We start from the raw sequence: 24,588 nt of genomic DNA on the forward strand, positions 1-24,588 counted from the left end.
CTCTCCGGACGGTCAGTTCTTGCGCTTGCCCATCGGGTCCGCGTTGAAGCAGCGCTGATAATATTCCGCCACCATCGACCGCTCGGCCTCATCGCACTTGTTGAGAAACGTGACGCGGAACGCGAACGCGATGTCACCGAAAATGCGCAGATTTTCAGCCCACGCGATGACCGTGCGTGGCGACATGACAGTGGAGATGTCGCCCGCCATGAAGCCTGCGCGTGTGAGGCCGGCCAGTGCCACCATGTTGTCGATGGTCTGGCGCATCTTCTTGTCGTCGGGGGCGATGTTGAGCTTGGAGACGACAATCGCCACTTCCTGCTCATGCGGCAGGTAGTTCAGTGACGTCACGATGTTCCAGCGATCCATCTGCCCCTGATTGATCTGCTGCGTGCCGTGATACAGGCCTGTCGTGTCACCCAGACCGACCGTATTGGCCGTCGCGAACAGACGGAAAGCTGGGTTGGGACGAATGACGCGGTTCTGGTCGAGCAGGGTGAGATTGCCTTCCACTTCCAGCACGCGCTGGATGACGAACATCACGTCCGGGCGACCCGCGTCATATTCGTCGAACACAAGCGCGCAGGGATGCTGGAGGCACCACGGCAGCAGTCCTTCACGGAACTCGGTCACCTGCTGACCATCCTTGAGGACGATCGCGTCTTTGCCGATCAGGTCGATGCGAGAGACATGGCTGTCGAGATTGATGCGCACGCACGGCCAGTTCAGACGTGCCGCGATCTGCTCGATATGAGAGGACTTGCCTGTGCCGTGAAAGCCCTGAACCATCACGCGGCGGTTGAAGGCAAAACCCGCGAGAATGGCGATGGTCGTATCGTGGTCGAAGCGATAACTGGTGTCGATGTCGGGCACATGCTCGGTGCGGATCGAGAATGCGGGCACCATCATGTCGCTGTCGATGCCGAAGACCTCGCGGGCCGAGACCTCCCGATCGGGGACTGAAATGGCGGAGGTGGGGGGCAGTTCGTCAGTCGCAGCAGCGCTCATGATATGTCCGTTTCGTTGTCGTGGGGTGACCCTGCCATGCTCAGGCGGATCGCTCAAAGTCCTCGGTGGTGTTCGCCGTGAAATGCGCGCGCAGGGCAGCGTAGGCCACGTTGATAATCTTGAATCGTTCTTCTGCGTCCAGATCGCCATTGTTGGCGTCAGGGTGGTGCTCGCGCGCCAGTGCCTTGTAGCGCGCTTTCACCTCATCGAGCGAGACGGGCCAGCGCAGGCCCATCGTCTCCAGAGGATCACGCAAGGGCGGGGGCGTCTTCGGTTCGCGTGATTCCTTGTGGCGGTTGGCACGGGCCGCACGGGAGGCATTGAGAATGTCCAGCGGGTCGAGCACGTCCTCCTCGCTGAAAGGCTGGCGTCCCATGTGTCCGATCTTCCATGAAGGCCGGTCCCACGCCACATCTGCGCGCAGATGCGCCTCGATCTGGGCCGCGCTCATGCCTTTGTAGAAGTCCCACCGGGCATTGTACTCCCGAACGTGTTCAAGGCAGAACCAGAAATACTGATTCAATGTCGTACGTGAACGCGGCGCGCGGTACCCCGCTTCCTGTGTGCAGCCGGGCGCGTCACAGCACTGCTTTGGTGCGTCCGGGTCCGGATCGAAGGCCCGGGGACGTGTGTTTCGTCTCCTCATGTCACCTGTTATGTGTGCCACTTCCAGCCTGACGCAAGAGGGATTTCTGGTGTGGGTGGCAACGAAGGAAAAGGTGGCGACATGGCGGATACGGCAACGGGGCCGCGGGCGCGGCGTGTTCTGCGTGTGCTCGAGGAAAAGCTTTCTCCCACACTGATTGAGCTTGTGGACGACAGTCACCGTCACGCCGGGCACCTCGATCGTCCGCGTGGACCGCAGGCGGGCGCCACGGAGACACATCTCCAGTTGGTGGTGGTGAGTGACGCCTTTGAGGGACTGTCGCGGGTGGCGCGTTCGCGCCTCGTGCATAAGCTGCTCGACGCCGAATTTGGCGACGGTCTGCACGCATTGGCCTTGACGCTCAAAACACCCGCCGAGGCTGTACGATGAGGGGCATTTTCTCACGACGGGCTGTTCTGCTGTCGTCACTGGCTGTCACCGCCTGCGCCGGATCTGGACTGGCGCCGATGTCTCCGCAGGATCGGCAGGACAGTGCCCGCGTGGAAGCGTGGCTCAACGCACTGAACGGACTGCAGTTGCCTTTCACCCAAATCTGGCCCGATGGTAGCCGTGGATCGGGCACACTCACTTATACGCCCGGGCACCTGCGGCTCGATTATGACGTGCCGCGCGGCATGACGTTGGTTGCGGGCGACGGACATCTGGTTCTCACCAATCCGCAATCCGGGGCAGTGACGCGCATGGGCCTGTCCCATACGCCGCTGGGGCTGCTTCTTGTCCGCCCAATCCGTTTGTCGGGTCCGGTCACGGTCACGGCCGTGCAACGTCAGCCGGGATGGATGCAGATTTCCATGGCGAAAACGGATCGGATGACGGACGGTCTGCTGACGCTCCAGTTCCGCGATAATGGTGGCGTGCTGACGCTTGCTGGGCTGGTTCTGGTGGACGACCGGCAGCATGTGGTGCGGCTGGAGTTGGGAGATGCTGCCGGGTGATTCTGCCATGAGCTGTATTGCTTACGTCTTTGATATGACAGTGGAAGCGCTCCAGAGTGTTTTGGGTAATAAATAATTATATAATCGATATTGATGAGGTGAGGTGGTCATGAGTGGATTTGATTTTCTTGGCACGCATATTGCTTTAGGTTCTATTGTAATTGGCCTGATTGTGGGAATTACTTCTGGAAGTTTAACACGATATATTTGGTATATAGTGCCACGTGTAATTGACTCCATATTGGAAGTTTTGCCATGGTCAAAAAGAAGACGCATTGCGAACACAGAGAAGAAAATAAAACGATACTATGTTGCGAGTATAAGAAATGAAGAAAAACTCTATTGGCTGCGACAATCGCACGCAAATATCGTTATTTCATTTTGCATGGCATTTTTGTGTTTTGTTATTTCTATATGGGCTCTAGTTGGATTGGATTATGTATCTGTAATTTATAGAATATATGGAAAATCACATAATATAAACGATTTCAATAATCCCAAAATAGGTCCAGCAATTCAGTTTCTGATATCATCTATTGCAGGATCAGTATTCTTGATACAAACGATTTCTTCTATTTCGGTGTATTTGCAATATAATAACGCGTCAAAAACTGTTTCGAGTCTGGAGCAGAGGCTGGCAAAACTTACAGGTATGTCCTTGGAAGATATCCAGAAAAAACACACTATATTTACTGAATCCAAATCTTGACTGTTTTGTTGTGTATGTGTGCAAAATTATCATGCCGCAGAAGAATTTGGCGCGCCCTATTGGATTCGAACCAATGACCCACAGCTTAGAAGGCTGTTGCTCTATCCAACTGAGCTAAGGGCGCGCAGGGGGCGAAGAAAACTCGCTCCATGGGCGGACCTTATCGGGCGTCCGCCCTTTAAACGTCAAGAGGCGACCATGGACGTCTCAGTGCGTCCAGTTCTGGATGCGGTTGGCTGCGAAATTGTCCGCGTAAACTTTTGCCTTGCGAATACGGGCGACAGGACGCTCCACTTCATAGGCAATGGCGTAACGGTTGGCGTAAGCTACAGCGCTTTCTTCGTTGGGAAAGCGCAGACGCAGTTGCGACTGCGTATCGTGCTGGCTTCCGGTCCAACCCATAAGCGGAGTAGGGCGATGGGGGACGGACTGGCCGTATTCAAGAATCCAGTCATGCGTTCCAGCCTGACCGGACTGGCCTGCACTTTTCGGTTTTCTGTAGATACGGGCCGTCATGGTCATCTCTCCGTGTGATGATGCCACCGTGTCACGAGATGGTCGGGGCGCCCGGACTCGAACCGGGGGCCTCTTGTACCCAAAACAAGCGCGCTACCAGGCTGCGCCACGCCCCGAACCTGTGGCGGAAACTAGGTGGCTCGCCGCGCGGTGGCAAGTCCCAAATTCTTCAGCGCCCTTCGGAGGTTGCCGTCGGTGCGCGCGAGCGCCTCCTGCGCCTGCTCCACCGTGATACCACAGGCCACGAGAATTGCCGGCTTCACATGACCGTTGGTGGCATCCAGTGCGAATCGCGCCTGCTCATCGTCGCAGTTTGCCAGTGCCGTGACCATCCGCACGGCCCGGGTCCGCAGCTTGGCGTTACGGCTGTGCATATCCACCATTCGGGCGCGATAGACGCGGCCCAGCCCGGTCATGAGCGTGGTGGACAGCAGGTTCAGCACGATCTTCTGTGTTGTGCCGGCCTTCATGCGGGTGGAACCGGAGATCGGCTCCGCGCCTGTCTCCACTGTCACGGCATGTTCGGCTGCGGTCAGCAGAGGGGTGTCCGGCACGTTGGCAAGGCCGATGGTCAATGCACCACGTTCGCGCGCAGCCTTTACACAGGCAATGGTGTAAGGCGTCCGGCCACTGGCTGCGATGCCCACTACAACGTCCTGCGCACCGATATGCGCCTCCCGCACGCCATCCTGCGCGGCGGCCTCGTTGTCTTCGGCATTTTCCACGGCCTGAAGCAGAGCGCCGGTACCACCTGCGATCAGCACGATCATCCGTTCGGGGGGCCAGTTATAGGTTGGCTCCAGTTCCGCGCCATCCTGTGCCGCCAATCGGGCCGAGCTTCCCGCTCCAGCATAGATCAGGCGACCGCCTGCCTTCAGACGGGGAAGAGCGGCTTCCACGGCGCGGGTAAGTGCGGGAAGAGCGCCCGAGACCACGGCGGCGGCGGCGAGTTGTGATTGCCACAGGGCATTGAGCTGCGTGCCGACGGGCCACGTGTCAAATTCATCGAAAGCGGAGTCGAATCCTTCGGTGGCGGGGAGGGAAGCGGACATCGTGACTTCAGCTTTCCTGAGCGGCCTTGCGGGCCAGCGGCGGAATGAACAGAGGGGCCGTGTCCCATGGAAAGAGCACCCATGTGTCCTGTGGCACTTCCACCACAAACAGATCGGTCAGCGGTTTGCCGCTTGGTTTGGCATACAGACAAGCGAAGGTGGCCTTGGGCAGTCTCTCACGCACAATCCGCGCCGTGACACCGGAATCCACCAGATCGTCGATGACTAAAAAGCCTTCACCGTCTCCGGCGGCTTCCGGTGACTTGATGATTTTCGGTTCACCGCGTTCCTGCTCGTCATAGGTCACGACCGAAATGGTTTCCACAAGACGGCAATCGAGTTCGCGGGCGATGATGGCGGCGGGAATCAGGCCTCCGCGTGTCACAGCCACAACACCGCGAAACGGGCCTTTGGGCATCAGGGTCTCGGCCAGAATGCGGGCATCCCGATGGAGCTGGTCCCAGGTCACGGTTGCGTAGTTCGTCGCCATTGGCCGCTGTCTTCCGTTCTATGGTCAGGCTGTCATGTGTCCGCTCCATGAAGGGAGCGAAGATGGTATGGCCGTATGGTTCCGTGGTGGCAACGTCCGGCTCAAGCATGATGTGAAGGATTACCAACGCTCCCCCTCGTGCCAAGAGTGGAGGGGGCTGCTAGAGACACCTCCATGCCAAACTCGACAGCAGCGCTTCTGCGCCATCCCGGTCTCATGCCCTGTCTGGTCGGTCGCAATGTAGCGGCCTTTTCTTCTCAGGTGCAGGCTGTGGCCGTTGCATGGCAGATCTATGCGCTGACCCATAGCGCTGCGGTGCTCGGGTTTGTCGGACTCGCGCAGTTCCTGCCCATGCTGTTTCTCACGCTGCCGGCCGGTCATGTGGCGGACCAGTTCGATCGACGCAGGATCGTGCTGTCATGTCAGGCCATTGAAGCGAGTGCGGCGTTGTTCATGGCCATCGGCTCATGGGAGGGCTGGATCGCACCTTGGGCGCTGTATGTGCTCGTGGCCCTGTTCGGCGCTTGCCGGGCGTTCGAAATGCCCGCGCAACAGACATTTCTGCCGTCCATCGTGCCGCCTGCACTCTTTCCGCAAGCGGCGGCCCTTTCGTCCTCGCTCTTTCAGGTGGCCTGCATTGCCGGTCCCTCTCTTGGGGGCGTGCTGTACGGACTGGGTGCGGATGTCTGTTACGCGTTGTGCGCTATCGGGTTCGCCATTTCCGCCTTTGCCACCGCCAGTCTGACATTCAAGGTATCCGAACGGCCACGCCAACCCGCCACATTGGCATCCGTGCTGGGGGGAATCTCTTTTCTCAAGAGTCGTCCGGCCATGCTGGGAGCGATCTCGCTCGATCTGTTCGCCGTTCTGCTTGGAGGCGCCACGGCTCTGCTTCCGGTCTATGCCTACGACATCCTGCATGCGGGTCCGGTGTCGCTGGGGCTTCTGCGGGCCGGTCCTGCCATGGGAGCCGTGTTGATGGCGGCCATTCTCACGCGGTGGCCGCTGAACCGGCATGCCGGGCGGGCGATGTTTCTTGCCGTGGCGATTTTTGGTATGGCCACCATCGTCTTCGGCATCTCGCATTCGATTCCGCTCTCCATTGCGGCTCTCATGGTGCTGGGAGCGGCGGATGTCGTCAGCGTGATGGTGCGCGGCGCTCTGGTACAGCTTGGTACGCCCGATGAGATGCGGGGGCGCGTTTCGGCGGTGAATATGCTGTTCATCGGTTCCTCCAATCAGCTTGGGGAGTTCGAGAGTGGAATGCTGGCAGCAGCCATTGGCACTGTTCCGGCTGTGGTCCTCGGCGGTGTCGGCACGCTTGTGGTGACGGCGGTGTGGATGCGTTTCTTCCCCGGCCTGCGTGATCTGGACCGTCTCAATGACATCAAACCCACCTGAGCCACGCGGCGGCGTTCTGGCGGTCTGCCGCAATCTTGCCGACGGGCGGTTCCTGCTCGTAAAACGTGCCAATGCGCCGGATGCCGGGTTGTGGGGATTTCCCGGGGGGCGGATTGAGCCGGGGGAAGACCTGTTCACAGCCGCTTCCCGCGAACTGGTCGAGGAAACCGGCGTACATGCACGAGCGGCTTCCGTGCTCACGGCGCTGGATTCCATTCATCACGCGCCCGATGGCCAGCTCCTGTTCCATTACGTTATTGTGGCCATCCGCTGCGTGTTGCCCGAAGACGCGACCACGATCACGCCGCGTGCTAATGACGATGCGCTTGAGGCGAAGTGGTTCACACTCGACGAAATCGCCCAGATGGCGGGACAGAGCAGTCGAGGCGTTCTGGACCTCGCGCGGCTGGCGCAGAACGCATCCTGAAGGACAACCGCTTGCGTCCGCTGTCGCCCTTGTCTATCGCCCTTTCATGAGCAGTACGAACGGGTCATCACCTGAGAACGCATCTGCGGTGGAAGAGCGTCCTCTTTCTTCCACACCTGCGCCCATTACGGACGAGCCGCACGTTCAGGCCGAACTGGCTGGGGCAATGCCCGTTCTCGATCTTCGGCCCGAACGCGGCTTTGGCCATATCGTACACGCTCTGCGCGACATACGTGAGGGTGTGAGCCTGCTTCGGCTGGGCTGGACTCTGGGCTGGCTCGATATCTGTCAGCGCTATCGCGGTTCCCTGCTGGGACCGTTCTGGCTGACGCTTTCGACCGCCATTCTCGTAAGCGCGATGGGTGTGCTCTACGCCACGCTCTTTCATATCGATCTTGCGGTCTATCTCCCGTTCCTGTGTTTCTCGCTGGTGCTGTGGTCCTTCCTCGCGGGGACCGTGACGGAGGGCTGTGCCACCTTCACCAACGCTTCGGGGCTTATCCACGCTATGCGCATGCCATTTTTCGTGCATGTCGAGCGCAGCGTGGTGCGCAATGTGCTGACCTTCCTGCACAGTGTGGGCGTGATCGTGATCCTGTTTCTCATCTTCCACGTCCGTCCGACGCTGGATTGGCAACTGCCGGTGGGAATGGGCCTCTGGCTGCTCGATCTGTTCGCGATCACGCTGCTCATGGGAGTGCTGGGTGCGCGGTTCCGCGATATGCCGCCGATCGCCTCCAACGTCATGCAGATCCTCTTTTTCATCACGCCTGTTTTGTGGAAACCGGATCTCATCACGCTGGGACGGCAGTACCTACTTCTGGACCCGTGCTATCCCTTGATCGAGGTGCTTCGAGGACCGTTTATGGGCAGCGCGGTGCGTCCTTCGATCTGGTGGACCGCGATAGTCTATAGCGTCGCGCTGTGGAGCGTCGCCTTTGGGCTGTTCGCGCGGATGCGCAGCCGTCTGGCCTATTGGGTGTAGAGCGCATGGCGGCTGGCATCGAGGTTTCGAACCTCTCCATTTCTTTCCCGCTCTATCACGGTGATGCTCGGAGCCTGAAGAAGCGAACAAAAAAGCTCGTCGGAGGATTGAAGGTTTCACGCTTTCAGCGCGACGACCGAAACCGCGTGGTGGTGCGCGCCCTCTCCGATATCTCCTTTACCGTAAAACCGGGAGAACGGCTCGGGCTGGTGGGGCGCAATGGCGCGGGCAAGACCACGTTGCTGCGGGCGCTAGGCGGTATTTACGAGCCGGTAGACGGTCGCGTGCTGGTGCGGGGGCGCCTGGGCACGCTGCTCGATACGTCTCTCGGTATGGATATCGAGTTGACGGGGCGTGAGAACATTCGCCTGCGGGGGTTGTTTGCCGGTCTTTCAAAGACCGCCATCCGCGAGATCGAGAACGATGTCGAGACCTTTGCCGATCTCGGCACGTTCATGGACCTGCCGCTCAAGACCTACAGTTCCGGCATGGGGCTGCGGCTGGCCTTCGGGTTGGCCACGGCGATCCTGCCGGACGTGCTGGTGATGGACGAATGGTTCATGGCGGGCGACGCGGCGTTCATGCAAAAGGCCGCAGGCCGCATTGCCGGATTGGTGGAGGGGGCGGAAATCCTTGTCATCTCCAGTCATCTGCCCACTGTGCTGGAAAAATGGTGCACCCGCCTGATCTGGATGGAGCAGGGCAGGATCCGGATGGACGGGCCAGTGGACGAGGTTCTGCCTGCCTATCTTGCGGCCGGGTAAGACAAAGATCACTCCTGTGCCCTTAACAATGCCGCGTATTTTCCGGTAACGTATCGGAACGTTTTTCTCCTATGGAACCAGGGACCGCAGCCCATTGCCAGAGACGACCAGACGCCGCTTCGTGACTGCTCTTGCCGGTACGACGGCGTTCTGGACGGTGGGAGGGCTGGAAGGCTGGCGTCAGGCCATCGCCGCTGAGACGAATGGTCCCTATACCCCGCGTTTCTTTACGACCGAGGAATGGCGCTTCATCGAAGCCTCCTGTGAATGTCTTTTTCCGCGTGATGAAGTGGGGCCGGGCGCTCGCGATCTGGCCGTGCCGCGTTTCATCGACCGGCAGATGGACACGCCATGGGGCAGGGGCGCTTTGTGGTACATGATGGCGCCTTTTGAGGCAGGGCCACCCAATCTTGGCTATCAGTTGCCGCTCGCACCCCGCGATCTCTATCGCACAGGCATCGCGGGGGCGGAGCGCTACTGCGCCAAGGCATATGGAAAATCTTTTGCCGATCTGGATACCGACACGCAGATCGTCGTCCTGACGTCCTTCGAGAAAGACCCGATCGACCTTGACGAGGGACTGCCCGCTTCTCTGTTTTTCGAGCAACTCCTCGCCAATACATTGGAAGGGGCGTTCAGCGATCCACTTTACGGAGGCAACCGGCATCTGGGGGGATGGGTGATGCTCGGTTTTCCCGGCGCACGGGCTGACTTCATGGACTGGGTGGACCAGTATGGCCCGTCCTATCCGCTGGGCAGTGTGGCCATCAACGGCGAGACGGCGAAGGGAGCCTGAGCATGGACATCCTGCGTGCCGATGCTGTGGTGGTCGGATCTGGCTGGGCCGGGTCCATTCTCGCCAAGGAACTGAGGGAAGCCGGGCTTTCCGTCATCATGCTCGAACGTGGACCGGATCGCTCGACAGCGGTGGAGGGTGCCTATCCGGACTCAATCGACGAGTTGCGCGGTGCGATCCGGCACCGGCTTTATCAGGATCTGTCACAAACAACAGTGACCATCCGCAACCGCATGGATCAGCGTGCGCTGCCTTACCGCTCCCTTGGGACATTTCTGCCCGGAGAAGGCGTCGGTGGCGCGGGCCTGCACTGGTCCGGGGTGCATTTCCGTGTGGCCCCCGATGATCTGGCACTCAGAAGCAATATCATCGCCCGGTATGGCCGCAAGTTCATTCCTGAAGGCATGCATCTTCAGGATTACGGTGTGACGTATGAGGAACTGGAGCCGTTTTTCGACAAGGCCGAGAAAGTCTTTGGTACGTCGGGTGAACCTTACAGAATCAACGGCAAAATCGTGGGCAAAGGAAACGTCTTTTCGCCTTCGCGCTCGGATGCATTTCCTCTGCCGGCCCTGAAGGATGTCTATACTGCGCATCTGTTTCGAGGAGCGGCCGAGCGGGCAGGGTATCATCCTTATTCCCTGCCGGCGGCCAATGCGTCCGGTCCCTATACCAATCCGTATGGCGCACAGATGGGACCGTGCAATTTCTGCGGCTATTGCAGCGGTTACGACTGCTACATGTATTCCAAGGCCTCGCCCAATGTGAACATTCTGCCCGCATTGCGGCAGGATGCGGGCTTTCGTCTCATCAGTCGCGCGCATGTGCTGCGTGTCGATCTGGACGGCGCGAAAAAACATGCGCGCGGCGTGACCTATCTCGATCTGGACACGCGCCGGGAAGTGAAGGTCGAGGCCGCTCTCGTCATTCTTGGCGCGTTCCAGTTTCACAATGTCCATCTGATGCTGCTTTCAGGCATCGGTCGCCCTTATGATGCTGCGAAGAACGAAGGCGTGGTGGGGCGCAACTTCGTTTATCAGACCATCACGACGTCGCACGCGTGGATGCCGAAGGATCATTTTACCAACCAGTTCATCGGCACCGGCGGTGGTGGTGTGGCGATTGACGATTTCAACAGTATGAACTTCGATCACGGACCGCATGGCTTCATTGGTGGTTCGCCCGTGTGGGTCAATCAGGCCGGGGTGAAACCCATTGCTGCCTCATCCTTCGGTGGTGGCAGGGACGCACCGCGCTGGGGCAAGGGGTTCAAGCGGGCTTTCACTGATACTTACCGTCATACGTTCGCCATCGACGCACACGGCAGCAACATGGCTTATCGCGATGCGTATCTCGATCTGGACCCGACGTGGAAAGACGCTTACGGCCAGCCGCTTCTCCGCATGACCTATGACTGGCACGACAACGACATCCGCATGAACCGCTATGTGGTGAGCCGTATCGAGCCGATCATGAAAGAACTCGGGGCCACGAAATATGAACTGGGCATGTTGCAGCCCGGTCAGTCTTTTGACACCCGTGTGTACAAGACCACCCATCTCGGTGGCGGTGCGGTCATGGGCGATGACCCGACGACCAGCGCCCTCAACCGCTATCTCCAGAGCTGGGATGTACCGAACGTGTTCGTCATCGGTTCCAACGCATTTCCGCAGGGTATGGGCTACAATCCCACCGGCATGGTGGCGGCTTTGGCGTATTGGGCGGCGCATCACATCCGCACCACCTATCTCAAAGCACCTGGCCCATTGGTGCCATCATGAGGCGGCTGGCGTTCTCATGTGCGCTGACACTCGTGTTCGCTGGTATCGCGCATGCTGAACCCGCGTCTTCCGCTGCATTGATCGAAGAAGGCCGCTACCTCGCCCGCGCCGCCGATTGCAGCGCCTGTCACTCGGTGGAAGGGAAGGCGGCCTATACGGGCGGGGTGCCTTTCGATTTGCCGATCGGACGGCTCTACAGTCCCAATATTACACCTGACCCGCAGCATGGCATCGGTCGCTACACCGAGCAGCAGTTCGCCCGTGCGGTGAGGGAAGGTGTGCGGGCAGATGGTGCCTCGCTTTATCCGGCCATGCCGTATCCTTCCTACGCGCGGATGAGCGACTACGAGATGCAGGCGCTCTATGCGTGGTTTCATTACAGCGTCACTCCTTCGTCTGAGGTGCCACCTGCCAACACCATGCGTTGGCCGCTGTCCATGCGCTGGCCCATGACCGTCTGGCGCTGGATGTTTGCGCCCAAGCCCATGCAGGCACGCCAGATGAGCGAACGCTCTTTCGACGATCCGGACGTGGCGCGAGGGGCCTATCTCGTAGAAGGGCCGGGACATTGCGGCGCATGCCACACGCCCCGTGCCATCACTTTGCAGGAAAAAGCCCTGACAGCACGCGACGGCCCCGCCTATCTCGCGGGTGGCGATGCCGTGGACGGCTGGATCCCACCTTCGTTGCGGCAGGAAAACCGTACGGGGCTAGGACGCTGGAGTGAAGACGACATTGTGTCCTTCTTGCGCAGTGGGCGCGCGCAGAGCGGCTCGGCCTTCGGCGGCATGACCAACGCGATCCTGCACGGCACCCAATATCTGACGGACCATGATCTGCACGCCATTGCTCGTTACCTGCGCACTCTGCCGCCCGCCCGTCAGCCTGATCCGAAGTGGAGCTATGATGACCGCACCGCCCTCGTGCTCCGCAAGGGGGATGTGAGCGCACGTGGAGCGCGGCTTTACGTGGATAACTGCGCGGCCTGTCATCGTACGGACGGACGCGGCTATCCGCCCGTGTTTCCGCCGTTGGCGGGTAATCCTGTGGTGATGAGCGAGAAGCCGGACTCGCTCATCATGCTGCTTCACACGGGGGCTACATTGCCTGCGATGCAGACCGCGCCGTCAGCGTTCACGATGCCGTCTTTTGCGAAACGGTTGTCGGAGCGGGAGATCGCCGATGTGGTGAGCTTTGTGCGGGATGCTTGGGGGAATGGGACGGTGGATGTTGGAAAGATGGCACCGGAGGAGTGATGTCTGGGGGCAGTGGAATATTCATTCTCTGTCACGCCATGCCAGAAGGCAGAAGACCTGCATGCATACCGCTCCCAACGGTAGCCAGACAAATCCAGTCGTAATCCACGCGGACAGTTCCGGTGGCTGTGTAACTCCACCCTCGACGTAATGGCCTTGTGAGAGGAACTGCGCCAGAACGAAGCCGGTTAGACCCATTGCCAGCTTCGTGACCCATGTGTTGATCGAATACGCCAGCCCGGCCGATCCGGTCGAGGTCCGCGGATCACCATCATCCACGGCTTCCGCCAGCAAGGTGTAATACAGCGGAGACATCACGCCCTGAGCCAGTGCCAGAAGGGCTATGGACAGGAAAAAGCCCGTTATGGATGCACCCGCCACAGCCATCGCCAAATAGGCTGCTCCCTGAGCGATCAGGCATATGATCCCACTGCGGGCAGTCCCCAGACGTCTGGTCAGCGGGAGACACACGGGCACGCCCGCAAACAGCAGGACGGTGATGAAGGTAATGATATTGGCGCCCAGTTGCTCCGTGCCGCCAAGAACGACCCGGGCGTAATACAGGGCAAACCCGAACAGGGCCGCCTGCCCCACGAAATAGAAGAACGCGAGAAGGTTGCTCAGCACCCATCGCCGGTTTCTCAGAAGATGGCGCAGCGTGGCCAAAAGATCCTGTCGGACGGGTAATGGCGGATGTCTTACGGTGCACCCACGCGCCACACATAGCCACAGGATAGTGCCCAGAACCGACAGTGCCAGCACATAGACCGCCATGCCGTACCGGTGCTGCGCCGGGCTTTCGCCTCCACCCAACCATGTGATGGCGGGAATGGTCAGCAGCGCCACAAGCAGCGATCCGGCCTGACAGCCCATCATGCGGAACGCATTGAGGCCAACTCGTCCTGTGGCAGAGCGACTCATCGTGACGGCCAGTGCACCATAGGGTGTATTGATGCAGGAATAGATGGCACCGAACACGATATAGGTCGCTCCGGCCCACACAACTTTCCCCGTGGGCGAAAGCGGCAGGGCCAGAAAGCACAGGAAACCTGTTATGCCGAAGGGAATGGCAAGGAAGCGGATCAGACGCGGCACGATCAACCCGCCAATACGGTCAACAATATAGCCGATGGCTGGATCGCAGAAGGCATCAACAACGCGAGCCACAAGAAGTATCCATGATACGGCAACCAGCGGAATCCCATATATATCCGTATAGTAATACATTAGGTAGGATGACGTCATGCCCCACATCATGTTGGAGGCAGCATCACCACAGCCGTAAGCTATCTTTTCTTTTACGGAAAGAGCCTGCTTGTTCTCCATTGACCTGCTTTACTTGAGATTTTAGACCACGTCGAACGCTATCATAGGCTTGTGAAACGACAGGCCGAGCCAGACGCCATCACTCCAATGTTAGTTACCATGTCCGCTTTAAGGAATAATGGCGCAGTGTCTTTTCGTCTCAAAAGAGGCACACCCTGTCTGTCCGATTTCATGATGATATCTCATCAATGTGCTTCAATCTCATGCATGTAATGACGTTCGATGGCTATTTCATTCAGAACTGCGTCGATTGCTATCCAGTCTCCCTTCCGTGCGACAGCCGCGACGTAACCATCGGGTCGCACCAGCCAGATACCGTTTTCATCCGGCGGCAGGCATAGTTCGGGTTTCAGTAAGGATGAATGACGCGCGATCAGAGTCCGCGTTTGGACGCTGTCTTTGGCAGCGAGTACAAAGCGGGGAACAGTGTCTCCGTCAGAGCCTCGCCTGAAAATCAATCGCTGCCCCGGTGCGGGACCACGTAATCCTCGGGTTGAACCCATATTGAGGGGGCTATTAGGATAACCAATCCTGATTCCGGAAAGCCGATTGGCGATGGCGCGACGGATCGCCGGAATGCTGAAAATCCATTTTACGATGACGTTGCGTATCATCTGCTTCAGACTACCTCTCAGCAGAACAACTCTGGTCATACGACCGGACTCTGACAATATCTGTCGTGCAACACCGCTGCGTTCGATACTGTAACTGTCCAGCAGTGACAGCTTGGCTTCTTGCCGCTCCACAAGCGCCAGTTTCCAAGCGAGATTGAAGGCATCCTGCATGCCTGTGTTCATGCCTTGGCCGCCGGCAGGACTATGGATATGGGCCGCGTCACCGGCCAGAAACACCCGGCCCTTGCGATAGTCTCGGACCTTGCGTTCGTTGATTCCAAAGCTTGAAAGCCACACGGGATCGGACAGAATAATTTTGCCCGGTCCACGCTGATCCACAATCGTCTGCATTTCCCGCAGATCCGGCGTATGCAATGGAACCGAACCCAGATCGGCGATGATACGATAGTGGTTGCGCGATATCGGAAAGAACATCACGGGCCCGTCCGAGTGCCAGAAAATCGTCGGTTCGTCAGGCGGGATGGCAAGACCCGTCACATGGGCATCCGCAATGACAAAAGCCGTGGGCAGCGTATCTCCTTCGAACGCAAGCCCCAGTCTGTTGCGAACAAAGGAATGCGCGCCGTCGCACCCGATAAGCCACGTAGTTTCAAGGATCTCGCGCCTGCCTCCTGCATGCGTGAGCGTACAGGAAACACCGTCATGCGTGTCAACGAAGTCTGTAAGTTCGATTTCGCGTTCGATAACCTGTCCAAGGCTTCTCAAACGGTCTTCTAGAAGCCGTTCGGTTTCAAACTGCGGAATCATCAGGAGGTAATTGAAGGAAGAAGGGATTGTCCCAAGCGGTATTCGGGCAAGCCTTGTGTTGCCTACATATATATTGACGGTATTGGCACGCAGTCCGGTGGCCACAAAGGCATCCGCACAACCAGATGCATCAAGCAATTCGAGTGTGCGCGGCCAGATGGCCAAAGCCCGGGATTGGGTCGTGCGCGCCGCCAACCTGTCGATAATTCTAACTGGCACGCCGTAACGGGCCAGTTCGATAGCCATGGTCAGACCGACAGGTCCTGCGCCGACGACAAGAACGGGCTTCGACATGGTTTGTGTCCGAAGGAAAGATATTGTCCGGACATACGGACAACGATCTCCATATTAACGTCGGACGAGCCCGGACTGTTCCTGTTTCGATGGCTGAGGCGAGGTTTAGGCCGCCCTCAAACAGCCGTTTCCCGCTCCATCACCTTTCGCAGTTGGAAAAGCTCCACCCGCTCCACTGTGGCACCCGCGCCATTTGCCTCAAGACGGAGGAAATCCAGTGGACTGACAGGGAAGATCAACGCTGTGCCAACCGACAAGCCACCATTGGCGAAAATCTCTAGCGTGCAGGCGTCCAGAACGACACGGATTTCGAAATGCCGATCATCCGGATTGAGCACGGTGGAGAACTGACCGGTGAAGAAGGGTTGAGCAAATCCCTTGAGTTCATCGCGGTCCAGCCAGAGTTGGCCGGAGAAAGCATCGAAGCCGATCGTCAGTGTCTCGCCCTGATCATTGCCGAAGGTGATGACAAAGCGCCCCGTGCGCCCCTTATCGCCCAACGGCAGATCACGCGGGCGTTCATCCACGGTCACGAACAGCAGCAGTTCCAGCGCCTTGCCGGGTGGCAGCGCAACCTGCGCGCTCGATCCGGCGGCGATGCGTTTCACCTCAAACGCAATGGCCGTATCCCGCAGCGTTTCCAGCCCGCGCGGTGTTTGGGCGAGGCGCAGCCAGCCTGCGAAATCCCGCCGTAGTGTCATGGTGCGAGGCAACGTCATGCAGCCCCGCCAGCTCTGAGTGGGAAGTTCCTGACAATATTGCCAGTTGCCCAGCCACGCGATGCTGACGGCTTCTGCCTTGGGCATGTTGCCATAGACCTGCAGGGCATAGGCGTCTTTGGCGAAATCGGTCAGACCGATCACCGTGTCATCTGGAATGAAACGTGTGCCGTCGAACTGCCCCACGAAATACTGGGTGATACTGCCGCCGGTCGGTCCACCCGGATTGACCGATACAAACAGAACCCAACGTGAGCCCCCGCCCTCGACCGGAACCTCGATCAGGTTTGGACATTCGTAATCGACACCGAACAATCCTGAAGGCCCGAAATCGCTCAAATGCACCCAGTGAATTAGATCGATGGACGCATAGAACGCGATCTGGTGCAGGCGTGACTTGGCGACGACCATCACCCACTGATTGGTGGGTTTGTGGAAGATTACCTGAGGATCACGGAAAGAATTGCTTCCGATATCCAGAACCGGATTATGCGTGTATTCCGTAAAGCTCTGTCCATTGTCATGGCTTGTGGCGAGATACTGCGCCTGCCTGTCGGGGCTGGCGCGGGTATAAAGCGCCACCATGCCGCCCTTGCTGTTCTCAAACAGACCCGAGGCGTTGGCGCGATCCATCACGGCACAGCCGGTAAAAGCCTCACCCGCCTCCGTTTCGGGAATGGCGATGGGTTGGTCCTTCCAGTGCAGCATGTCGGTGCTGCTGGCGTGTCCCCAGTGAACGTGGCCCGCATACGGCGCAAAAGGATCGTACTGGTAATAAAGGTGATAGCGCTCACCATCGAATACCAGCCCGTTGGGGTCATTCATGAAGCCGGTGGTGGGGGAGAAATGCACCGTCGGGCGATAAAACACATCGCTTCCGGTTTTCACGATGGGACGGACCGTCGCTCCGGGTTGATCGGCCGGTGAAGGATGGGAGGCGTTCGGCTCATCCTTGCGCAATGAATCAGGTGCCTGCGCGGGAGTGGGTTTTCCGGGAGCATTGGTAGAGGTGGGGGAGGACACGTCTGCGCTCGCCTTGCTGCTCAGCCCGACAGTGCCGATTGCTGCCAGCGAAGACGCTACAAATGAGGAGAGGGCACGGCGGCGTGTCGGATCGGAAGGGGTATTCGTCATGCGTCCAGTCTAGAGAGACGCGGCAGTGCTGAACACCAAGGAAAAACAACCGGGAGCAGAGTGCTCTCTGCCCCGGTGATTTCTCATCTAGCCTGGCGCAAGTGGCTTGAGCACGGCTGCGACACCGAACTCGCCGGGGAGACTGCCGCGCGGGAAGATCACGTTCACATGCCCCATCTTGCGGCCCGGTCGTGCCTGCGCTTTGCCGTAGAGATGCGGGATCAGACGAGGAGCCGCGACAATTTCGGGCCAAAGGGTCATGTCATCCGGGCCGATGAGGTTTTTCATCACGGCGTCCGAATGGCGCACCGGTTCCGGCAGAGGCAGCCCCGTGACGGCGCGGACATGCATGGCGAACTGGTCCACCGGGCAGGCGTCCATCGTCCAATGGCCAGAATTATGCGGACGCGGGGCAATCTCGTTTACCAGCAGACGACCATCGCGCCCCACGAACATCTCAACCCCGAGAAGACCGACAAGATCGAGCCCTTCGGCAATGCACCGCGCCATGTCCTGTGCGTTCTGCGCCACCTCCGGGTCGATCCGCGCAGGAGCGAGGCTGAGGTCGAGGATACCATTGACGTGCCTGTTTTCGGTGACATCGAAGCAGCGCACGGTGCCGTCCAGCCCCCGCGCGACCATGACGCTGACTTCCATGCCGAAATCGACCATACCTTCGGCCACCAAAGGCTTCGGTTCGAGCGCGTCAAAGGCAGCTATCAGATCCTCGGGCTTCATGACGCGACGCTGTCCCTTGCCGTCATAGCCAAGGCGCGTGGTTTTGAGGATGAAAGGATAGCCCAGAACTTCGACCGCTTCATGCAGACTGGCCTCGTCCGTGACGAGCCGCCAAGGAGCGACGTCCACATCCACGGAACCGAGAAAAGTCTTTTCCTGCGCACGGTCCTGACTGATGCGCAGGATAGCCCCGGAGGGCCGCACGGGACGGATGGATGACAGAAGGTCCAGCCCATCCGCTGAGACATTCTCGAACTCGAATGTCACGACATCAACCGCTTCCGCAAATGCGCGCAGCGTCGCAGGATCGGAATGGGAGCCGATGGTGGCGGAATGCGAGACCTGTACCGCCGGTTCATCCTGCGTGGCGGCTAGAACATGTGTGCGAAAGCCAAGCTGGGCCGCAGCAATGGCGGACATACGTCCGAGTTGCCCGCCACCCACAATGCCGATCACGGCGTTGGGGGGCAGGGAGGTCGTGTCATTCTTCGGGTTCATCGCGCACCGAGGCTGTCTGAAGGGCGCGCCATGTGTCCAGACGCGCGGCAAGATCCTTGTCGCCAATGGCGAGAATGGAGGCCGCCAGCAGGGCTGCGTTGATTGCGCCAGCCTTGCCGATGGCCAACGTGCCGACCGGCACACCGCCGGGCATCTGGACAATGGAAAGCAGGCTGTCCATGCCCTTGAGCGCCTTGGATTCGACCGGCACGCCAAGCACGGGCAGGCGCGTCCACGCTGCGCACATGCCGGGCAGATGAGCCGCACCGCCTGCACCGGCAATGATGACGGACAGGCCACGATCGACAGCCGTGTGTGCATACTCGGCCAGTCGGTCTGGTGTACGGTGGGCCGAGACGATCTTGGCTTCAAAGGGGATGTCGAGCGTATCCAGCGTGGCGGTGGCGTGGCGCATGGTCTCCCAGTCGGACTGGCTGCCCATGATCACACCCACACGCGGGCGGCTATCCTCGCCTGCTACAGCAGTCGCGACATCTTCGTTCGCCGTGATCGGCTGGTCTTCGATGTTATCCATTGATCCGTTGGTTCCGTCGGCCCTGTTCGGGGGCCGTTTCAAGTCAGGCTATGTTGTCTGGAATGAGACGGTTCTCGATCCATGCGATTTCGTCTTTCAGCACCAGCTTGCGCTTTTTGAGGCGCTGGATCTGGAGTTGGTCCATCGGTTCAAGGGAAAGACGGTCGATGACCGTATCGAGATCCCGGTGTTCGCTTCGCAGTTCGTGAAGTCTGCGAAGCATACTGTCGTTGTCACGCAGCATCACACCTCCGGCTGTCTGCCCAGTATCGGTTCTGTTGGCTCCATGGCAGGACACACATCGTGCCGTCATGACGCCCATGTCACGTTAGGGCAGTCCGCGGCCAGACGCCAGAGGCTCTCCGGGGAGTATACCGTTTCGTTGCCGTTATATTGCCGGGAAATGAGCAAGTTTTCATGACGAAACCGTTTCTCCCGGCGCTACCGTCATCGCGTTGCAATAATCAAGCTGGAGATTCAGACCATGAGCATGCAGTCACGTCTCGAAAGCCTCAGCCGTCGTCATTCCGCTCTCGATAGCGAAATTCATTCGGAAGGTTTGCGCCCCTCACCGGACCAGCGTGTACTGATGCGCCTCAAACTGAAGAAACTCAGTGTGAAAGAAGAGATGGATCGTCTTCGCGCCCGTTCGTGAAGAAGGGGAGAGCGGCTTCTAGCGAGCTGCTCTCCATTCTCTCTCAGCCCTCTTCGTCGTTTCCGAGAGGGAGAGGAACAGGGACTTCGTGTCCTTCGCGTGTCAGCTTGTCGTTGGCGGCTGCGACGGCGGCATTGAGGTCCATCTGGCTGCACAGACCGAGTGTTACGGGATCACGCGGCTTGATGTTCTGGCTATTCCAGTGCTGGCGATCACGCACCTTGGCGATAGTGTCCTTGGTGGTGCCAAGCAGCTTGGATATCTGCTGATCCTGAAGCTGCGGAAAATTGCGCAACAGGAAAGCAATTCCGTCCGGTCGGTCGTTACGACGGGCGACGGGTGTGTACCGCGCCCCTTTGGCCCGACGTTTCACCTGATTGGCGGTGGGAAGGATTTTCAGACGCGCCGTCGTATCGGCCTCACAACGAGTGATTTCTTCCTGTGTGAGCTGGTGGTTGGCAATCGGGTCGTAGCCTACGATTCCCTGCGCCACTTCACCATCGGCGATGGCCTGCACTTCCAGAGGATGCATTCCGCAGAAAGCCGCCACCTGTTCAAACGTCAGAGCGGTTTTCTCGATCAGCCAGACGGCCGTCGCTTTCGGCATGAGGGGGAGCGTCGTCATCGATCGATCCTGTTGCTGCGTGTGCTTGCGGTGCTCACGCAGGCACCGGAACCGGTTTTATGGACGGAGCCTGGCTCCAACCCAGCGTGCCTGCTGGCCCGCATCTCTGGAATGGGTAATGGCGGGCGAGAAGCACGGGGTCAAGCGATAATCACACAGCACTGATACGGATAAGGAGTGACAGACTGGTCGCGATTACGAAAAAACCCCGGCAGTGTAATACTGCCGGGGTTTTCGTCAGGCGGGAGACAACAAAATGTCTTACTCGGCATCCTGCTTGCGCTTGCCGATGCCAGCAAAGCGCTTGTTGAACTTCGCCACCTGGCCTCCGGTGTCGAGCATGCGCTGCACGCCGGTCCATGCCGGGTGAGATTTCGTATCGATGTCCAGACGGAGCGTGTCACCGGCCGCGCCCATGCAGGATCGCGTCTTGTATTCGGTGCCATCGGTCATGATGACGTTGATCTCGTGGTAGTCAGGATGGATGTTGGACTTCATGAGGGGGACTTTCCGCGAAAATGAGGCCCCGATGCCGACCGGGACACGTTGCGCGCTCGTATAGGCGCATCGACCTTCTCTTGCAATGGCGGTCTTGCCTTAAGGCGGCGGGGTCACGATCCGGCCATCTTTTGTGCACAATTTCTGAAGAAAAGCGTTAACAGGGGCGTAACGAACCGTTAATTTTTGCGGGGAGGTTAATCCGTTGTTGTAATGGCTGACGGAAAACCGGATAAGAGCCCGGAACACTTTAGTTTTTGAGGAATATCATGGCAGAACCGAAACTTGCCGTGCACACCCCGGGCTGGGTTGCCGATTTTCGATCCTTCATCATGCGTGGCAATGTCGTGGATATGGCCGTCGGTGTCATCATCGGCGCGGCGTTCACGTCCATCGTCAACAGCCTGGTCAAGGATGTGTTCAACCCGATTCTGGGGTTGGCCACGGGCGGCATCGATTTCAGCAATCTTTTCGTTACGCTGAAAGGGCCGGTTGAGCCGACTCTGGATGCCGCGCAGAAGGCGGGTGCCGTCACCATCAATTACGGCATGTTCCTCAACACCATCATCCAGTTCCTGATCATTGCGCTGGTTATTTTCTGGATGGTGCGTTTGCTCACAAAGATGCATGTCCGTCAGGATGCAGCTCCCGCGGCTCCGCCAGCTCCGACGAAGAGCGAGGTTCTCCTGCAGGAGATCCGCGACGCGCTGGTTCATCAGGAGCAGCATGGCGCCTGAGCATTTCCCTATTCATGAGGGAATGTTTCGAGGAAAGGGAGCTTCGGCTCCCTTTTTTTGTTTCTGATCCTCATTCAGGTTCTGACTTCGGCGGACAAAAGGGAAATGCCGTGCGCGTGTGCCAATCGGTTTGAATGGTTGCAAAGAACTGCAGCCAAGGGACGTGTTGCTCGAAGGTTTATGTCCGAGGCAAGACGCATTTATGACGACGCCCATCCGACATATCGACGCGGTTATTTCCTGAACACGCGCGGAAGCCACGCGGCGCACACGATAAGTGCAAGCAGGTTGGAGAATGCCGTTGAAAGACAGGCGCCATTCAGTCCGAACTCAACGGTCATCAGGTAGAGAAGCGGGAAATAAATGGCGATTATGACTGTACGGTTTCGGACAAGCACCTTTGTATATCCGGATACCATCAGAAGCGGTTCGACCGGCACCATTAGAAGATCGAATATGGCCGAACTCAGCATGATCAGGATGTAGGAGGTGGAGTGGATCGACTTGGTGTGCACGAGATAGGCAAAGATGTGATTGCCCGCGAAGATGGACAGCAACAGCAGCACTGCCGATATGGAAATCAGCGAAAGAAATATCTGTGTAATGACCTTCCGTAGACCGTCCCAATCCCTGTCATCACGTAATTTGACAAGCTCAGGGTAGATGACGGGCGCGGTCAACTGAGCGGGCGTGACAATTCCATTGGCGATTTGCCGGCACACCCGATACACGGCCACATCAGCGGGTCCGAGTATTCCGCCCACGATGAGCATCGCGATGTTATTGGAAATGGCGTAAAGCGTCTGGCTTACACTGGTATTTTTCGTAAATTTCCACATGTCGGGCAGCGCCCATTTCCAGTTCCTGAATGCGTGCAGGAAATGGAAGGGAAAATACGTGTTCAGAATGACGACGGCAGTGGTTACGGACACGACGAAGTCGCAGATGACGATGCCGGCCCACACCATCAAAAAGTAAGCCAGTTTCAACTTGAAGAAATAACCGATCAAAACGCCAATCATCTGGAGCAGCGCCAGAAGAGAATCCTTGACGGTGACAATGTAGAATTTCCGTGTAAGCCGGAAAACGCCAACGCACCAACCCGTATACATGAGAAAAGACACGCAGGCGTACAGCGTTGCCAGAGCCCATATCTTGAAAGGCCAATGGGCAAAAACAGTATAGATCTGCGCGCCCATCAGACTGATGAGCAGTGCGGCAAAGGCGGAGATGACATCCAGCCGGATGCTGAAGGAAACGACTTTTCTTAGAAACGTATATTGTTTCTCGTGGAAAGCGTTGCTCCCGAAATGGATAAGTGTCCGCCACGACTGAAGGCGAGAAAGGCGTGATCCCATGAGTGCCAGCGAATGGATAAGGATGAGAAATCCATAATCGCTCAGACCGATCGTGCGAACAGTAAAGGCAATATAGACAAAGCCGCAGCAGGCAGTGATTATTTTCCCCGCCGTCAAAAGCCCTGCGTTCTGGAGAATGGAACTGAAAACCGAGCGTTGTTCAGACATGGGCTGCGCAGGACATGTAATTTACAATGGCGGCGGCGGCACGTTCTGACGCACCGAAAGGTGGCAGATCGCCGAATGTTTCCCGAAACAGTGTTTCCTGCGCAGGTTTATACTCCACATGACGCTCTTGGGCGCGTGCGATCGCGGGCAGGACATCTTCCGGTCGATCCACAACTTCTCCGGCCGCCCAATGCCGGAATGCGGGATTGTCGCGCCATGCGACTTTGGCGGCATTGAGAAAAACACAGGGACGCGGGAAAAGCAGGAACTCGTACACCTGACTGCTGATGTCGCCCAAATAGACGGCGGCGTGAGCCGTATAGGTCATGTCGAGCATCCGGGGCGATCCTGTATCCGCAAGAACCTGCGGGCTTTCCAATCGTTTCAGGAAGTGCTTTCTCAGCCCCATTTTCTTGTCGAACATTTCAATATGTGGGGCGACAATCAGGTTGTAGCGGCTTTGCTGTTTGATGCCCGCAACGACCGTGCGGACGTATTTTTCATAAGAAGACAGTCCGCGTTTGTAATGCGGATTGTAGAGAATGAACGGATGACCATTGGGGAAGGGAGCGTAACTCTTTTGTCGGACCGCTTCGAAGACGTCGAACTTTGGATATCCCACAACTCGTATGTTTCCGGCTTCGACCAGTCCCTGTTCGAGATAATAGCGCTCCAGTTTGGGGCCAGAGAGGGCGACTAGATCGAATTTACTGACCAGATATTCGCGTTTTATGTATCTATCGCCCGCCCCATGCGCCATCCAGATCAGTTTTGGCGAAACAAGACCGCGATCTTTCAGTAATCCGGTTACAAATTCCGTTGAAAGAAGCGCATCGAACTGCTCGAATTCTTCAATGTATTGGCTCAGAACGGCAAGTCTGTAGTCATTTATGTTTTTGAAAGAGCGCAGGAAAGCCGCTTTCCAGTCGGCTTTCAATTTCTTCGCCGGAAGAGCCGGGGCGTTCAAGGCTTCGCGGATGATCCGCAGATGTTCGGGAACATCATCGAAAAGATAATATTCCACCACCTCCACGTCAGGATGTTGCGCCAATGCGCTCGCAACAGAAGCGATGTGATAACATTCATAGGGTTGCGAGAGATAAAGAAAGGCAATCTTCATCAAGAGGTCCGGTT

General features: G+C 58.1%; 27 protein-coding genes and 2 tRNA genes. 12 read left to right on the forward strand and 17 right to left on the reverse strand.

What is annotated here, in order from left to right; genetic code table 11:
• Nucleotides 1-12: 12 nt before the first annotated feature.
• The gene (cobS, locus tag KUA11_RS03465; RefSeq protein WP_166315108.1) at nt 13-1,008 is read right to left on the reverse strand and encodes a cobaltochelatase subunit CobS; all 996 of its coding nucleotides are present in this window, start codon (nt 1,006-1,008) and stop codon (nt 13-15) included.
• 40 nt (nt 1,009-1,048) lie between these two features.
• On the reverse strand, nt 1,049-1,654 hold the full coding sequence (locus tag KUA11_RS03470) for a J domain-containing protein (protein WP_217409007.1): 606 nt from the start codon (nt 1,652-1,654) through the stop codon (nt 1,049-1,051).
• An 81-nt stretch (nt 1,655-1,735) separates the two neighbouring features.
• Here KUA11_RS03470 and KUA11_RS03475 point away from each other — a divergent pair, with 81 nt between their 5' ends.
• From KUA11_RS03475 to KUA11_RS03485, 3 genes are all read left to right on the forward strand, one after another.
• On the forward strand, nt 1,736-2,044 hold the full coding sequence (locus KUA11_RS03475; RefSeq protein ID WP_217409202.1) for a BolA family protein: 309 nt from the start codon (nt 1,736-1,738) through the stop codon (nt 2,042-2,044).
• Nucleotides 2,041-2,610 carry a LolA family protein gene (locus KUA11_RS03480; RefSeq protein ID WP_217409008.1) on the forward strand — a complete coding sequence of 190 codons (570 nt, stop codon included), beginning with the start codon at nt 2,041-2,043 and terminating at the stop codon, nt 2,608-2,610. The genes KUA11_RS03475 and KUA11_RS03480 overlap by 4 nt, the downstream gene beginning before the upstream one ends.
• Before the next feature lie 109 nt (nt 2,611-2,719).
• Complete coding sequence (locus KUA11_RS03485) at nt 2,720-3,319, forward strand: hypothetical protein (RefSeq protein WP_217409009.1); 600 nt, start codon at nt 2,720-2,722, stop codon at nt 3,317-3,319.
• Nucleotides 3,320-3,366: 47 nt separating this feature from the next.
• On the opposite strand, the gene KUA11_RS03490 is transcribed toward KUA11_RS03485, so the two are convergent.
• The 5 genes from KUA11_RS03490 to gpt all read right to left on the reverse strand — a co-directional run bounded on the left by KUA11_RS03490 (nt 3,367) and on the right by gpt (nt 5,377).
• Nucleotides 3,367-3,443: transfer RNA gene (locus tag KUA11_RS03490), tRNA-Arg, on the reverse strand.
• 83 nt (nt 3,444-3,526) lie between these two features.
• Complete coding sequence (locus KUA11_RS03495; protein WP_217409010.1) at nt 3,527-3,835, reverse strand: ETC complex I subunit; 309 nt, start codon at nt 3,833-3,835, stop codon at nt 3,527-3,529.
• 39 nt (nt 3,836-3,874) lie between these two features.
• Nucleotides 3,875-3,951 (reverse strand) — tRNA-Pro (locus KUA11_RS03500).
• A 15-nt stretch (nt 3,952-3,966) separates the two neighbouring features.
• A complete protein-coding gene (locus tag KUA11_RS03505) occupies nt 3,967-4,887 on the reverse strand; it encodes an N-acetylmuramic acid 6-phosphate etherase (protein WP_217409011.1) in 921 nt (306 codons plus the stop codon).
• A gap of 7 nt (nt 4,888-4,894) precedes the next feature.
• Nucleotides 4,895-5,377 (reverse strand): xanthine phosphoribosyltransferase, encoded by a 483-nt coding sequence (gene gpt, locus KUA11_RS03510; RefSeq protein ID WP_166312865.1) that lies wholly within the window; start codon nt 5,375-5,377, stop codon nt 4,895-4,897.
• A 174-nt stretch (nt 5,378-5,551) separates the two neighbouring features.
• On the opposite strand from gpt, the gene KUA11_RS03515 reads away from it, so the two are divergent.
• The 7 genes from KUA11_RS03515 to KUA11_RS03545 all read left to right on the forward strand — a co-directional run bounded on the left by KUA11_RS03515 (nt 5,552) and on the right by KUA11_RS03545 (nt 12,787).
• On the forward strand, nt 5,552-6,778 hold the full coding sequence (locus KUA11_RS03515; RefSeq protein ID WP_217409012.1) for an MFS transporter: 1,227 nt from the start codon (nt 5,552-5,554) through the stop codon (nt 6,776-6,778).
• Entirely contained in the window at nt 6,759-7,205 is a 447-nt protein-coding gene (locus KUA11_RS03520) for an NUDIX hydrolase (RefSeq protein WP_217409013.1), read from the forward strand. The genes KUA11_RS03515 and KUA11_RS03520 overlap by 20 nt, the downstream gene beginning before the upstream one ends.
• Nucleotides 7,206-7,251: 46 nt before the next feature.
• On the forward strand, nt 7,252-8,190 hold the full coding sequence (locus KUA11_RS03525; RefSeq protein ID WP_254454628.1) for an ABC transporter permease: 939 nt from the start codon (nt 7,252-7,254) through the stop codon (nt 8,188-8,190).
• A 5-nt stretch (nt 8,191-8,195) separates the two neighbouring features.
• Nucleotides 8,196-8,954: an ABC transporter ATP-binding protein gene (locus KUA11_RS03530; RefSeq protein ID WP_217409014.1), complete on the forward strand. Its 759-nt coding sequence runs from the start codon at nt 8,196-8,198 to the stop codon at nt 8,952-8,954.
• Between the two features lie 121 nt (nt 8,955-9,075).
• Nucleotides 9,076-9,750, forward strand: a complete 675-nt coding sequence (locus KUA11_RS03535; protein ID WP_408744138.1) for a gluconate 2-dehydrogenase subunit 3 family protein — start codon at nt 9,076-9,078, stop codon at nt 9,748-9,750.
• Between the two features lie 2 nt (nt 9,751-9,752).
• Nucleotides 9,753-11,531: a GMC family oxidoreductase gene (locus tag KUA11_RS03540; protein ID WP_217409016.1), complete on the forward strand. Its 1,779-nt coding sequence runs from the start codon at nt 9,753-9,755 to the stop codon at nt 11,529-11,531.
• Nucleotides 11,528-12,787, forward strand: a complete 1,260-nt coding sequence (locus tag KUA11_RS03545) for a cytochrome c (protein WP_217409017.1) — start codon at nt 11,528-11,530, stop codon at nt 12,785-12,787. The genes KUA11_RS03540 and KUA11_RS03545 overlap by 4 nt, the downstream gene beginning before the upstream one ends.
• A 21-nt stretch (nt 12,788-12,808) precedes the next feature.
• Here the strand turns inward: KUA11_RS03545 and KUA11_RS03550 are convergent, their stop codons facing one another.
• From KUA11_RS03550 to KUA11_RS03575, 6 genes are all read right to left on the reverse strand, one after another.
• Nucleotides 12,809-14,113: an MFS transporter gene (locus tag KUA11_RS03550; RefSeq protein ID WP_217409018.1), complete on the reverse strand. Its 1,305-nt coding sequence runs from the start codon at nt 14,111-14,113 to the stop codon at nt 12,809-12,811.
• 185 nt (nt 14,114-14,298) lie between these two features.
• Nucleotides 14,299-15,789, reverse strand: coding sequence for an FAD-dependent monooxygenase (locus KUA11_RS03555; protein WP_217409019.1), 1,491 nt, complete (start codon nt 15,787-15,789; stop codon nt 14,299-14,301).
• Nucleotides 15,790-15,905: 116 nt separating this feature from the next.
• Entirely contained in the window at nt 15,906-17,642 is a 1,737-nt protein-coding gene (locus tag KUA11_RS03560; RefSeq protein WP_217409020.1) for a glycoside hydrolase family 32 protein, read from the reverse strand.
• A gap of 87 nt (nt 17,643-17,729) precedes the next feature.
• Complete coding sequence (locus KUA11_RS03565; RefSeq protein WP_217409021.1) at nt 17,730-18,878, reverse strand: 5-(carboxyamino)imidazole ribonucleotide synthase; 1,149 nt, start codon at nt 18,876-18,878, stop codon at nt 17,730-17,732.
• Entirely contained in the window at nt 18,862-19,413 is a 552-nt protein-coding gene (purE, locus tag KUA11_RS03570) for a 5-(carboxyamino)imidazole ribonucleotide mutase (RefSeq protein ID WP_217409022.1), read from the reverse strand. Before purE ends, KUA11_RS03565 begins: the two co-directional genes overlap by 17 nt.
• 43 nt (nt 19,414-19,456) lie before the next feature.
• Nucleotides 19,457-19,657 carry a YdcH family protein gene (locus KUA11_RS03575; RefSeq protein WP_217409204.1) on the reverse strand — a complete coding sequence of 67 codons (201 nt, stop codon included), beginning with the start codon at nt 19,655-19,657 and terminating at the stop codon, nt 19,457-19,459.
• A 240-nt stretch (nt 19,658-19,897) separates the two neighbouring features.
• Here KUA11_RS03575 and KUA11_RS03580 point away from each other — a divergent pair, with 240 nt between their 5' ends.
• A complete protein-coding gene (locus KUA11_RS03580; RefSeq protein WP_166312854.1) occupies nt 19,898-20,068 on the forward strand; it encodes a YdcH family protein in 171 nt (56 codons plus the stop codon).
• Nucleotides 20,069-20,111: 43 nt separating this feature from the next.
• Here the strand turns inward: KUA11_RS03580 and KUA11_RS03585 are convergent, their stop codons facing one another.
• Both KUA11_RS03585 and rpmE read right to left on the reverse strand, forming a co-directional pair.
• Nucleotides 20,112-20,693 (reverse strand): DUF1013 domain-containing protein, encoded by a 582-nt coding sequence (locus KUA11_RS03585; RefSeq protein WP_166312853.1) that lies wholly within the window; start codon nt 20,691-20,693, stop codon nt 20,112-20,114.
• Between the two features lie 261 nt (nt 20,694-20,954).
• Entirely contained in the window at nt 20,955-21,191 is a 237-nt protein-coding gene (gene rpmE, locus KUA11_RS03590) for a 50S ribosomal protein L31 (protein ID WP_217409023.1), read from the reverse strand.
• A 269-nt stretch (nt 21,192-21,460) separates the two neighbouring features.
• Between rpmE and mscL the strand changes: the two genes are divergently transcribed.
• The gene (gene mscL / locus KUA11_RS03595; protein ID WP_217409024.1) at nt 21,461-21,928 is read left to right on the forward strand and encodes a large conductance mechanosensitive channel protein MscL; all 468 of its coding nucleotides are present in this window, start codon (nt 21,461-21,463) and stop codon (nt 21,926-21,928) included.
• A 233-nt stretch (nt 21,929-22,161) separates the two neighbouring features.
• On the opposite strand, the gene KUA11_RS03600 is transcribed toward mscL, so the two are convergent.
• Together KUA11_RS03600 and KUA11_RS03605 are read right to left on the reverse strand one after the other, a co-directional pair.
• Nucleotides 22,162-23,454: a lipopolysaccharide biosynthesis protein gene (locus KUA11_RS03600; protein ID WP_217409025.1), complete on the reverse strand. Its 1,293-nt coding sequence runs from the start codon at nt 23,452-23,454 to the stop codon at nt 22,162-22,164.
• On the reverse strand, nt 23,447-24,574 hold the full coding sequence (locus KUA11_RS03605) for a hypothetical protein (protein WP_217409026.1): 1,128 nt from the start codon (nt 24,572-24,574) through the stop codon (nt 23,447-23,449). Before KUA11_RS03605 ends, KUA11_RS03600 begins: the two co-directional genes overlap by 8 nt.
• Nucleotides 24,575-24,588 lie beyond the last annotated feature (14 nt).

The organism is Acetobacter estunensis (assembly GCF_019083805.1).
GTDB classification, from domain to species: Bacteria; Pseudomonadota; Alphaproteobacteria; order Acetobacterales; family Acetobacteraceae; genus Acetobacter; species Acetobacter estunensis_A.